The organism is Streptomyces sp. NPDC000348, from assembly GCF_042898795.1.
In the GTDB taxonomy this organism is placed as follows: Bacteria; Actinomycetota; Actinomycetes; order Streptomycetales; family Streptomycetaceae; genus Streptomyces.
In genome coordinates this window covers 204,931-216,447 of sequence record NZ_JBIAZD010000001.1, presented here as the reverse complement: position 1 = coordinate 216,447, position 11,517 = coordinate 204,931, and the positions used below count along the sequence as shown (strand labels likewise).

Genomic DNA, 11,517 nt, shown 5'->3' with positions numbered 1-11,517 from the left:
TGGGGGCGACCGCCCGGGCGGTCGCCCCCACCCCCCGGTCAGGCGCCCAGTCTCATCCGGGTCGCTTCCACCAAACGGGTGACCGAGGTGTCGGCCACGTCCGCCACCTCGTCGTACGGGAACCAGCGCAGGTCGAGGGACTCGTCGCTGATCGCCTCGACTGCTCCGGGCGGAGCCAGGACCGCGTACTGGACATCCAGGTGCCAGGCACACGGCGTGTGGTGACGGTCCAGCCGCACGGGCCCGCCGGGCACGAGCGTCAGTCCCGCGATGCCGGACTCCTCCGTCGCCTCCCGCAGGGCCGCCGCCGCGAGCGAGACGTCACCCGGCTCGCAGTGCCCGCCCATCTGGAGCCACATCCGCAGCTTCCGGTGCAGGGTCAGCAGGACCCGGCCCCGCTCGGGATCGATCACCAGGCCGCTCGCCGTGATGTGAGCGTCCCCGCAGGCCTTCCACATGCCGTCCGGATGCGCCGCGAGATGGTCCAGATAGGTCTGGCGCAGTTCGGGCTGGTCCTCGTACCCCTTGAGCACGAGGACCGCGTCGTCGTGGAGGCTCACTCGGCGTCGTCGCCCTCGTTCTCGTCCTTGTCCGCGTCCTTCTTCTTGAGGTCGGGCCTGCCGGCGGCCTCGCCGAGCATCTTGTCCAGCTCGGAGAAGTCGATCTGCTCGCGGTGCACGAAACCGTCCGGGTCGTCCAGGTCGGTCGCCGTCGGCAGCATGTCCGGGTGCGCCCACAGGGCGTCCCGGCCGTCGACTCCGCGCGCGTCGGTGAGCGAGGCCCACAGGCGCGAGGCGTCGCGCAGCCGGCGCGGGCGCAGCTCCAGACCGATCAGCGTGGCGAACGTCTGCTCCGCCGGGCCACCCGAGGCGCGACGGCGGCGCAGCGTCTCGCGCAGCGCGTCGGCCGACGACAGCCGGGGCTTGGCCGCCGCGTGCACCACGGCGTCCACCCAGCCCTCGACGAGCGCCAGAGCCGTCTCCAGACGGGCCAGGGCGGCCTTCTGCTCCGGCGTGTCCTCCGGCTGGAACATGCCCTGCTGGAGGGCCTCCTGCAGCTGCTCGGGGTTCTGCGGGTCGAACTGGCCGACGACGTCCTCGAGCTTGCCGGTGTCCACCTTGATCCCGCGCGCGTAGCCGTCGACGGCGCCGAACAGGTGTGAGCGCAGCCACGGGACGTGCGCGAACAGGCGCTGGTGGGCGGCCTCGCGCAGGGCGAGGTACAGCCGCACCTCCTCTTGGGAGACGCCCAGGTCCTTGCCGAACGTCTCGATGTTCAGCGGCAGCAGCGCGGCCCGGCCGGCCGGGCCCAGCGGCAGACCGATGTCGGACGAGCCGACGACCTCACCGGCGAGCACGCCGACGGCCTGCCCGATCTGCGTGCCGAACATGGCGCCGCCCATGGAGCGCATCATGCCGATCAGCGGGCCTGCCATGGCCTGCATCTCCTCCGGCAGCACGTCACCCATCGCGTTCCCGACGCGCTCGGCCACCGGGTCGACCAGCTCCCGCCACGCCGGAAGGGTGGCCTCCACCCACTCCGCGCGGCTCCAGGCCACGGCGGAGTTGGCTCCCGACGGCAGGGAGGTCGCGTCGTCCAGCCACAGGTCGGCCAGACGGACCGCTTCCTCCACGGCCCTGCGGTCGGCGGGGCCGACGCTCGCGTCCTTCGACCCCTCCGCGGTGCCCTGCGAGACGGTCTGCCGGGCGATCTGCTTGGCCATGTCCCAGTTCACCGGCCCGCCCTCGTAGGAGAGCATCTGGCCGAGCTGCTGGAACGCTGCGCCCAGGTCGGTGGGGTTCAGCGACCCGAACATCGCGGCGAACGGATTGTCCGCGCCCGGGCCGCCAAAGCCTCCTGCTCCGGGCATGCCGAAGCCGAACGGGTTGGCCGGGCCCTGACCACCACCGCTCTGCGGGTCCTTCTTCTTGCCCTCGTCGCCGTCGTCCGGCTCCTCCGGCGGAAGGCCGAATCCGAATGGGGTGTCACTCACGGGTTTCCTCGGCTGGTAAGGCCACCGGTTCTCTCCGGCGGCACGGCTGCCCGACAACACCACCCAGCGTAGACACCTGAAGCCGTTCGGGCCTCGGTGCTTCGCCGACAGGAGGCCTGCGGCAGGATGGATGCCACCTGGTACGCACGCGTCGCTCGCGCTCGTACTGAAGACAACCGCTGGAGACGCCCGGTGAGTTCCCCAGATCCGCAGGTTCGCGCAGCGCGAAACGACTCAGCCCACCCGTCACCCGACCATCGCCCCTCAACGAAGGCGCTGCGCGCCGACAGGACGACTGCGGCGCGCGGGCCCGTCGTAGCGGTCACCGGAGCCGCGTCCGGCGTCGGCGCGCTGCTCACCGCGCGGCTCGCCGCCTCGGAGGAGATCAAGCAGGTCATCGCCATCGACGAGCGGCGCGGCGAGTGCGCCGAGGCGCGCTGGCACGTCCTGGACGTACGGGACCCGGCCATCGCGGACAAGCTGCGCGGCGCCGACGTGGTGGTCCACCTCGCGCTCGACCTGGACCTGGAGACCGATGCCGCCGCCCGGACGGCCTACAACGTGCGGGGCACGCAGACGGTGCTGACGGCCGCCGCGGCCGCCGGAGTGCGCCGCGCGGTGCTGTGCACGTCGACGATGGTCTACGGGGCGCTGCCGGACAACGAGCTGCCGCTGTCCGAGGACGCGGAGCTGCGGGCCACGGCGGAGGCCACGGGGGTCGGCGACCTCCTGGAGATCGAGCGGCTCGCGCGCCGGGCGCCCAGGGCGCACCCGGGGCTCAATGTCACGGTGGTGCGCCCCGCCGTGCTGGTGGGAGGCACCGACACCGCGCTGACCAGGTACTTCGAGTCGCCCAGGCTGCTCGTGGTGGCCGGGTCGCGGCCCGCGTGGCAGTTCTGCCACGTCGAGGACCTGTGCAGTGCCCTGGAGTACGCCGTTCTGGAGAAGGTCGACGGCGAGCTGGCCGTCGGCTGCGACGGATGGCTGGAACAGGAGGAGGTCGAGGAGCTCAGCGGGATCCGGCGGATGGAGCTGCCGTCGGCCGTCGCGCTCGGCGCGGCGGCCCGGCTGCACCGGATCGGGCTCACCCCGTCCCCGGCCGGGGACCTGGCGTACACGATGTACCCCTGGGTGGTGAGCGGGAGCCGGCTGCACGACGCCGGGTGGCGGCCCGCGCACACCAACGAGGAGGTGCTCGCGGAACTGCTGGAGGAGGTGTCCGGCAGGCACACGGTGGCCGGCCGGCGGCTGGGGCGCAAGGACGCGACGGCGGCGGGCGCCGCGGGGGCGACGGTGGCCCTGCTGGGCGCGGCCGCGGTGGTACGACGGGCGCGCAAGGCCCGGCGCCGGATCTGACGTGCCTCCTGCGGGAAGCTCCGGGAAGCTTTGTACGGGCACGCGCGCGTGCCGGGCGACGCCGCCGTTCCGCGATGCCGCCGGGGTGGGGCACGATGGGGGCATGGCATCCACGCACGAGCACCCCGGTGAGCAGGCCGCACAGGACCCGATCAAGCTGATCTCGATCCGCGACACGCCGCTCTCCGTGGACGAGGTCCTCCGCGCGGTCGGGGACGACGCGGCCGGCGGGACGGCACTGTTCGTGGGGACCGTGCGCAACCACGACGGGGGCGCCGACGTCGACGGACTCGGCTATTCGTGCCACCCCGGCGCCGAGGACGAGATGCGGCGGATCGCCGGGAAGGTCGCCGCCGAGTACCCCGTTCGGGCGCTGGCCGCCGTGCACCGTGTGGGGGACCTCCGGATCGGGGACCTGGCCGTGGTCGTCGGCGTGTCCTGTCCGCACCGGGGGGAGGCCTTCGAGGCCTGCCGGAAGCTGATCGACGACCTCAAGCACGAGGTGCCCATCTGGAAGCACCAGAGGTTCTCGGACGGGACCGAGGAATGGGTCGGCGTGTAGCGCCGTCGCCGGGGGCGGGTGCCCGCTGAGCGGGCCGGAACTCCGGTTGCGTAACCCCACCCCTGACGTGAGCGTTGTCACTGCGGATGGTTAATCTGCTGATCAGTCAGTGTTGCGGACGCTCATGGGGTTGGGAGGTCGGCATGGCGGCACTCGCCTGGTTGCTGATTCCGCTTGTGGCCGCGATCGGAGCGGGGCTGTGGGGCAGTTGGGCCAATCGCACCCGCAAGGTGCGGGGCGACGGCCCCGAACTCATCGGTTACGCCCGGTTCCGCGAGGCCATGGAGAAGCCGCGCCCGGGCGGCTGAGGGCCGAAGACAGCAGGTCACGGCGTACGACGCGGGCAGGGCCGTCCGTCCGGGCGGCCCTGACGGTGCGCTGACAGGCCTGTCCCGTACTGTCGAGTCATGCCACGCCGCACCGCGACGATGCTCGCCTCCACCCTGATGCTGATCGCGCTCCTGTGCGCGGGAGTGTTCATCCCCGTGCCCTATGCGGAGATGTCCCCGGGGCCGACGGTGAACACGCTGGGCGAGCACGACGGCGAGCCGGTGCTGCAGATCGACGGGCACAAGACCTACCCGACGGACGGGCACCTCAACATGACCACGGTGCGGGTCACCAGTGCCGACTACCGGATGAACCTCGTCGAGGCCGTCTACGGATGGCTCGCGCACGACAACAAGGTCGTCCCGCACGACACCCTCTACCCCGACGGCAAGACGGAGGAGCAGTCCACCCAGGAGAACGCCGAGGAGTTCAGCCAGTCCCAGGAGAGCGCCAAGGTCGCGGCCCTGAAGGAACTCGACGTCCCGGTGGAGTCCTGGGTGATCGTCTCCACGGTGGTCAAGGGGTCCCCCGCCGAGGGCGAGCTGCACGCGGGTGACGTCATCAAGGCCGTCGACGGCACGGCGGTGGAGGAACCGGCCGACGTCGCCGAGCGGGTGACCGAGCACAAGCCGGGCGAGGACGTCGTCTTCACGATCGTGCCGGCCAAGGAGCAGGCCGCCGCCGAGAAGGAGAACCGGACGGCGACGAGGACCGAGAAGGTGACGATCACCACCACGGCCTCCGAGGACGGCGGCGAGGAGCGCGCCATCGTCGGGATCTCCGCCGGGACCGACCACACCTTCCCGTTCACCATCGACATCAAGCTCGCCGACGTCGGCGGGCCGAGCGCGGGCCTGATGTTCGCCCTCGGCATCTACGACAAGCTCACCCCGGGCAGCCTGACCGGCGGCGCGTTCGTCGCCGGCACCGGCACGATCGACGACGACGGCCGGGTGGGGCCGATCGGCGGGATCGAGATGAAGACGGTGGGCGCGCGCAGCAAGGGCGCCCGGTACTTCCTTACGCCCGCCGACAACTGCGCGTCCGCCGCCAAGGACACCCCGGAGGGCCTCACGCTGGTGAAGGTCGACACCATCGACGACGCCCTGGACGCCCTGAAGGGCATCCGCTCCGGCGACACCTCGGACCTGCCGAGGTGCACGGCGTCCTGACCGGCCCCGCTACTCCTCGAACGTCGCCGTCAGCGCCTCCGCCAGGCCCGGCACCAGCTCGGAGCCGGTGAGGACCTCCGTGGCGGAGTCCTTCTCACGCAACCGCAGAGCGGACTCGCGGGCTCCGTCGCGCAGCACCGCGACCGTCATCCGGACCTCCTGGCGCTCCGGGTGCCGCGCCACCCACTTCGTCAGCGCGGCCTCGTCCAGATCCTCCGGGACCTGGGCCTCGGCCGACGGCGGCAGCATCAGCCGCTCCACGGTCAGGGCACAGCCGGTCACCGCGTCGGGCCAGGCGATGGTGCCCAGGAACTCGTCGAGCGGCTTGCCCGTTGGAATCTCGTCCTGCTCGATCGGGGTGAGAGCGGTCGTCTCCTGTTCGTCGCCCAGACCGAGCCGGTCCGCGAGCGAGGGCTGTTCGGCCCGCAGCCGGGCGGTGTCGACGAGGGCGAACAGGCGGGCGGGCTGGTCCCAGCCGAGGCCGGAGACGTACTCGTCGATCTCGAGCACGGCCCGGGTGAGCGGGTTGGCCGCCATGGGTGTGTTGGACATGGTCACAATCCTCTCTCGTTCCTGGCCGGAATCGGGAACCGAGTAAAGCGTGAGTAAGTTGCATAGGTGTGGGCCCGCGATCACGGGGGGCCACGCACGGTCCGTGAAGACGCGGACCTGCCGAATCAACAGCGAACTTCGAGGTGCCTACCTTGGCTTTCCAGATGCCGGACCGCGGCGGAGGCCCGACGGGGCCACGGATCAGAGTGGGCCGCCCGTCCCGGCGGGTCCGGACCCTGCTCATGACACTGGGCGTCCTGGCCGTCCTCGGCATGGTGTTCACCATGTTCGCGGGCTTCTGGACCGACTGGCTGTGGTACCGCTCGGTCGACTACTCGTCGGTGTTCACGACGACCCTGTGGACCAAGATCGGGCTGTTCTTCGTCTTCGGTCTGCTGATGGCCCTCGCGGTCGGCTTCAACGTCTGGCTGGCACACCGGATGCGGCCGCCGCTGAGCGCCATGTCGATGGAGCAGCAGAACCTCGACCGGTACCGGATGGGCATCGCCCCGTACAAGAAGTGGCTGCTGCTCGGCATCACCGCGCTGGTGGGTCTGATCGCCGGCGCCTCGGCGTCGAGCCAGTGGCGGACCTGGCTGATGTGGGTCAACGGCGTGTCCTTCGGCCAGAAGGACCCGCAGTTCAAGCTCGACGTCTCCTTCTACGCCTTCGACCTGCCCTGGTACCGGTTCCTGCTCGGCTTCGGTTTCGCCGCCACCATCCTGGCGCTGATCGCCGCCGCGCTCACCCACTACCTGTACGGCGGGCTGCGCATCACCAGCCCGGGCGCGCGCGCCACGGCCGCGGCCACCGGACACCTCTCGGTGCTCCTCGGCGTCTTCGTCGCCCTGAAGGCGGTCGCCTACTGGCTCGACCGGTACGGCCTGGCGGTGAAGTCCAGCGACTTCAAGGCCACCGACAGCTGGACGGGCCTCAGGTACGTCGACGCCAACGCCTATCTGCCGGCCAAGACGATCCTGTTCTGCATCGCCGTGATCTGCGCGCTGCTGTTCTTCGGCACGCTGTGGCGGCGCACCTGGCAGCTGCCCGTGATCGGCTTCGGCCTGATGGTGCTGTCGGCGATCCTCATCGGCGGCCTGTACCCGGCGATCGTGCAGAAGTTCCAGGTCCAGCCGAACGAGCAGGCCAAGGAAGCGCCGTACGTCGAGAAGAACCTCAAGGCCACGCGTGAGGCCTACGGCATCGACGACTCCAAGGTCACCGACTACCCGGGCACGAGCCAGACCGAGGACAAGACCCAGCTGCGGGACGACGTCACCGACACGGCGAGCATCCGGATCATGGACCCGAACATCGTCTCGCCGACGTTCCAGCAGCTCCAGCAGATCAGGAACTACTACGCGTTCCCGACCAACCTGGACGTCGACCGGTACCCCGTCGACGGCAAGGAGCAGGACACGGTCATCGGTCTGCGCGAGCTGAACCTGGACGGCATCCCCAAGCGGAACTGGATCAACGACCACTTCCGCTACACCCACGGATACGGTGCCGTCGCGGCCGAGGGCACCAGCGTGGACTCCGGCGGCCGTCCGAACTTCGTCGAGTCCGACCTGCCGTCCAAGGGCGAACTCCCGGAGTACGAGCAGCGCGTCTACTACGGCGAGCGCACCACCACGTACTCGATCGTCGGCGGTCCCCAGAAGGAGATCGACTACTCCGACGACAGCGGCGAGAAGACCTACAGCTACAAGGGCGACAGCGGGGTCAACCTCGAGAACCCGATCAACCGGGCCGCCTACGCGGTCGCGTTCAGCGAGCCGCAGATCCTCTACTCCGGGGCGATCGGCGAGGGGTCGCGGATCCTGTACAACCGCACGCCCAAGGAGCGGGTCGAGGCGATCGCCCCGTGGCTGACCATCGACGGCGACGCCTACCCGGCGGTCGTGGACGGCCGTATCCAGTGGATCGTCGACGCCTACACCACCACCAACGGCTATCCGTACGCGTCGCGGACGACCCTCGGTGACACCACGGCCGACTCGCTGACCGCCACCAACGACCAGCGCGCGGTGGTGGCCCAGCAGAACCAGGTCAACTACATCCGCAACTCGGTGAAGGCGACCGTCGACGCGTACAGCGGCGAGGTCAAGCTCTACCAGTGGGACACCCAGGACCCCGTCCTGAAGACCTGGATGAAGGCCTTCCCGGACACGGTGCAGCCGAAGACCGAGATCTCCGGCGAGCTGATGTCCCATCTGCGGTACCCGCAGGACCTGTTCAAGGTGCAGCGCGAACTGCTGACCCGCTACCACGTGAAGGACGCCACGACGTTCCTCTCGGGCAGCGAGGTGTGGCAGGTGCCGGACGACCCGACCAACAAGACGGGCGACGCGGTGCCTCCGTACTACCTCAGCATGAAGATGCCCGACCAGGACGAGCAGACCTTCTCGCTCACCACGACGTTCACGCCGAACGGCCGGGACAACCTCAGTGCCTTCATGGCGGTGAACGCCGATCCGGGCACCGAGGACTACGGCAAGATCAGAGTGCTGAAACTGCCGACCAGCACCACGGCCGCCGGACCCAAACAGGTCCAGAGCCAGTTCAACTCCGAACAGGACATCGCCGAGTCCATCAGGCTGCTGAGAGGCGGTGACTCCGAGGTCGAGTACGGCAACCTCCTGGCCGTCCCGCTCGACGGGGGACTGCTCTACGTGGAGCCGGTCTACGTGCGCGGTGGTGGACTGAAGTACCCGCTGCTGCGGAAGGTGCTGGTGACCTACGGAGGCCAGACCGCCTTCGAGGACACCCTCGACCAGGCCCTCAGCAAGGTCTTCGGTGGTGAGGGCACGACCACCGAGCCACCGGGCGAGGACCAGGGAACCGGCGAGCAGGAAGGCACGACGCCACCGCCGACGTCCGACAATCCGACGGTCCAGGAGGCGCTGAACGACGCCCAGAAGGCCTTCGACGCCGGCCAGGAAGCCCTGAAGAAGAACGACTGGGAGGCCTACGGCCAGGCGCAGAAGGACCTGGAGGAAGCGTTGCGCAAGGCCGAGCAGGCCCAGTCGGCAGAAGGAGGCAGTGGCGGCGGCGGGGACGGCGGTACCGGTCCCGGCACGAGCCCGAGCCCGAGCAGCTAGCGAGCAGGCTGGTCAAACGCCCGCCCCGCGCCGTGCTACGGTTGCAGCACAACGGCGCGGGGTGGAGCAGCTCGGTAGCTCGCTGGGCTCATAACCCAGAGGTCGCAGGTTCAAATCCTGTCCCCGCTACTCACATCGCCGAGTCGGCGAATCAAAGGCCCGGATTCCTGAAGGAATCCGGGCCTTTGTGATGGGCGAACGCATGTGCCTGGACGAGTGACGGCCGTGCCGCCGACGGGAGTTGGCGGATCTGTGTTTGACTTGTCTCTCTGTGGGCATGTCGACAAAACGCTGTAGTGACCTCACTGACTGCGGTATACCAGGTGTACCCAGGTTGCAGGTGGTGCGACGATGGATGGTATGGGGGACAAGGCAACTCTGTTCGGGACAGGGCGTTTTGTGCAGTCCTCCCCTCGGGAGGAACCCCGCGACGAAGCGGGGGAGGCCGCCGACGAGGCGGCCGAGGAGCTCCGTCAGCGGCTCGCCGCCGAGGCCGGCGACGTCGAGGCGATGAGCGTCCTCGGCGCCATGCTGCTGCGCCGCGGTGATCTCGACGGGGCCGAACCCCATCTGCGTGCCGCCACCGCCGCGGGCGACCGCGCCGCCGCCAACAACCTGGGCGTTCTGCTCCACCAGCGGGGCTACGCCGACGAGGCCGCGGGCTGGTGGCGGATCGCCGCCGTGGCCGGCTCCACCGCGGCGGCCCACGCGCTCGGCCGCCACCACCGGGAGCGCGGGGACGAACCCGCCGCCGAGTACTGGCTGCGCCAGTCCGCCGAGCAGGGTCACACCCTCGGCGCGTACGCCCTCGCCGACCTGCTGGAACATCGCGGGGACACGGCCGGGACCGAGCGCTGGATGCGGGCCGCCGCCGAGCGGGGGCACCGGGAAGGGGCCTACCGGCTGGCCCGGGCGCTGGACCGCAGGGCCGCGCGGGAGGGCGACGGCCACGCCGCGGCGCTGGTGCGGGAGGCCGAGCAGTGGTACCGGCAGGCCGCCGCGCGGGGACACCGCCGGGCCGCACTGCACCTCGGGGCGATCCTGGAGCGGCGCGGCGAGCTCAAGGAGGCCGGCCGCTGGTACCTCACCTCCGCCAAGGACGGCGAGGCCCGGGCGGCCTGCGCGCTCGGCTTCCTGCTGCGCGACGCCGGGGACACCGAGAACGCCGCCGTGTGGTGGCTGCGGGCCGCGCAGGACGGCGACGGCAACGCCGCCAACGCGCTGGGCGCGCTGCACGCCGAGCGGGGCGAGACCCAGACCGCCGAGCGCTGGTACCGGGCCGCGATGGACGCCGGTGACATCAACGGCGCGTACAACCTCGGGCTGCTCTGCGCCGACCAGGGCCGCACCGCCCAGGCCGAGCAGTGGTACCGCCGGGCCGCGTACGCCGGTCACCGCGAGGCGGCGAACGCGCTGGCGATCCTGCTGCTGCGGGCCGGGGACGAGACCGGCGCGGAGCCGTGGTTCTCCAAGGCCGCGGAGACCGGCAGTGTGGACGCCGCCTTCAACCTCGGCATCCTGCACGCGGGCCGGGGCGAGGAGCGGTCCGCGCTGCGCTGGTACGAGCGGGCGGCGGCCGCCGGACACATGGAGGCGGCGCTCCAGGTCGGGATGGCGCGGCTGCGGGAGGGCGAGGAGGGCGAGGCGGAGCGGTTCCTGCGGTGCGCGGCGGGCGGGGGAAGCGCGGAGGCCGCGTACCGGCTGGCGACGGTGCTGGACGCCCGCAGGCCGCCGGAGCCCGCGCACGAGCTGGGGGAGCCGGTGAACCGGCGCAGCGAGTGCGAGGAGTGGTACGAGCGGGCGGCCTCCCAGGGACACCGGCGGGCGCAGGTGCGGGTCGGGATGCTCGCGGCGGCCCGGGGGGACGTGGTGGAGGCGGCGCGCTGGTACCGGGAGGCGGCGGAGGCCGGGTCGCGCAACGGTGCCTTCAACCTGGGGTTGCTGCTGGCCCGTGAGGGCAGCGAGCCGGAGGCGGCCGTGTGGTGGACCCGGGCGGCCGATGCGGGGCACGGGCGGGCGGCGCTGCGGCTTGCGCTGGTCTACGCGCGGCGAGGGGAGCTCGCGGAGGGGCAGCGGTGGGCCGAGCGGGCGGCGGCGCTGGGGCCGACGGCGGTCGCGGAGCGGGCGACGCGGCTGCGGGACGCGCTGCGTGAGGAACTGTCGGCGTGAGGCCGGGCGGAGGCATTGCGCAGCCCGGCGTTGGCGGGGTGCCTCCCCCAGAGGGGGACCCCCGGCCCACCCTCCCCCACTCTCGGCTCCTCCCCCCACTCTCGGCTTCGCTCGAGCGGGGGGACCCCCATGAGCGGGGCCCCCATCGCCCTGGGGGCACCTCCCAGGCCTTTAAGGCACTGGGGGAGGCACGCCTGCCCGCAGGGGCGGGGCGGTGCGCGACTGCCCGCAGGAGCGCGCGGAAACGGATTTGCTTCTGCCGGACGTCTTGACGTAGTG

The 11,517-nt window shown here is 71.3% G+C and carries 9 protein-coding genes and 1 tRNA gene; 7 read left to right on the top strand and 3 right to left on the bottom strand.

Annotated elements, in window-relative coordinates; all coding sequences use genetic code 11:
* Nucleotides 1–38 precede the first annotated feature (38 nt).
* Both ACFY3N_RS01070 and ACFY3N_RS01065 read right to left on the bottom strand, forming a co-directional pair.
* Complete coding sequence (locus ACFY3N_RS01070) at nucleotides 39–560, bottom strand: NUDIX hydrolase (RefSeq protein ID WP_390814542.1); 522 nt, start codon at nucleotides 558–560, stop codon at nucleotides 39–41.
* Nucleotides 557–1,993: a zinc-dependent metalloprotease gene (locus ACFY3N_RS01065; RefSeq protein ID WP_390814541.1), complete on the bottom strand. Its 1,437-nt coding sequence runs from the start codon at nucleotides 1,991–1,993 to the stop codon at nucleotides 557–559. The genes ACFY3N_RS01070 and ACFY3N_RS01065 overlap by 4 nt, the downstream gene beginning before the upstream one ends.
* A 192-nt stretch (nucleotides 1,994–2,185) precedes the next feature.
* Between ACFY3N_RS01065 and ACFY3N_RS01060 the strand changes: the two genes are divergently transcribed.
* The 4 genes from ACFY3N_RS01060 to ACFY3N_RS01045 all read left to right on the top strand — a co-directional run bounded on the left by ACFY3N_RS01060 (nucleotide 2,186) and on the right by ACFY3N_RS01045 (nucleotide 5,413).
* Entirely contained in the window at nucleotides 2,186–3,349 is a 1,164-nt protein-coding gene (locus tag ACFY3N_RS01060) for an SDR family oxidoreductase (RefSeq protein ID WP_390814540.1), read from the top strand.
* Nucleotides 3,350–3,452: 103 nt separating this feature from the next.
* Nucleotides 3,453–3,911: a molybdenum cofactor biosynthesis protein MoaE gene (locus tag ACFY3N_RS01055; RefSeq protein WP_390814539.1), complete on the top strand. Its 459-nt coding sequence runs from the start codon at nucleotides 3,453–3,455 to the stop codon at nucleotides 3,909–3,911.
* 161 nt (nucleotides 3,912–4,072) lie between these two features.
* On the top strand, nucleotides 4,073–4,219 hold the full coding sequence (locus ACFY3N_RS01050) for a hypothetical protein (RefSeq protein WP_390815040.1): 147 nt from the start codon (nucleotides 4,073–4,075) through the stop codon (nucleotides 4,217–4,219).
* A gap of 99 nt (nucleotides 4,220–4,318) precedes the next feature.
* On the top strand, nucleotides 4,319–5,413 hold the full coding sequence (locus tag ACFY3N_RS01045; RefSeq protein WP_390814538.1) for a PDZ domain-containing protein: 1,095 nt from the start codon (nucleotides 4,319–4,321) through the stop codon (nucleotides 5,411–5,413).
* A gap of 9 nt (nucleotides 5,414–5,422) precedes the next feature.
* Here the strand turns inward: ACFY3N_RS01045 and ACFY3N_RS01040 are convergent, their stop codons facing one another.
* Nucleotides 5,423–5,965, bottom strand: a complete 543-nt coding sequence (locus ACFY3N_RS01040) for a PPA1309 family protein (protein WP_390814537.1) — start codon at nucleotides 5,963–5,965, stop codon at nucleotides 5,423–5,425.
* 164 nt (nucleotides 5,966–6,129) lie between these two features.
* Between ACFY3N_RS01040 and ACFY3N_RS01035 the strand changes: the two genes are divergently transcribed.
* The 3 genes from ACFY3N_RS01035 to ACFY3N_RS01025 all read left to right on the top strand — a co-directional run bounded on the left by ACFY3N_RS01035 (nucleotide 6,130) and on the right by ACFY3N_RS01025 (nucleotide 11,238).
* Nucleotides 6,130–9,069, top strand: coding sequence for a UPF0182 family protein (locus ACFY3N_RS01035; protein ID WP_390815016.1), 2,940 nt, complete (start codon nucleotides 6,130–6,132; stop codon nucleotides 9,067–9,069).
* Between the two features lie 55 nt (nucleotides 9,070–9,124).
* A tRNA-Met gene (locus ACFY3N_RS01030) sits at nucleotides 9,125–9,198 on the top strand.
* Between the two features lie 222 nt (nucleotides 9,199–9,420).
* Entirely contained in the window at nucleotides 9,421–11,238 is a 1,818-nt protein-coding gene (locus ACFY3N_RS01025) for a sel1 repeat family protein (protein WP_390814536.1), read from the top strand.
* Nucleotides 11,239–11,517: the final 279 nt, after the last annotated feature.

What these genes read in the sequence shown, in the direction of transcription:
- ACFY3N_RS01040 (WP_390814537.1), bottom strand. Translation starts at nt 5,965, where the DNA reads ATGTCCAACACACCCATGGCGGCCAACCCGCTCACCCGGGCCGTGCTC.
- ACFY3N_RS01035 (WP_390815016.1), top strand. Translation starts at nt 6,130, where the DNA reads ATGCCGGACCGCGGCGGAGGCCCGACGGGGCCACGGATCAGAGTGGGC.
- ACFY3N_RS01025 (WP_390814536.1), top strand. Translation starts at nt 9,421, where the DNA reads ATGGATGGTATGGGGGACAAGGCAACTCTGTTCGGGACAGGGCGTTTT.
- ACFY3N_RS01045 (WP_390814538.1), top strand. Translation starts at nt 4,319, where the DNA reads ATGCCACGCCGCACCGCGACGATGCTCGCCTCCACCCTGATGCTGATC.
- ACFY3N_RS01055 (WP_390814539.1), top strand. Translation starts at nt 3,453, where the DNA reads ATGGCATCCACGCACGAGCACCCCGGTGAGCAGGCCGCACAGGACCCG.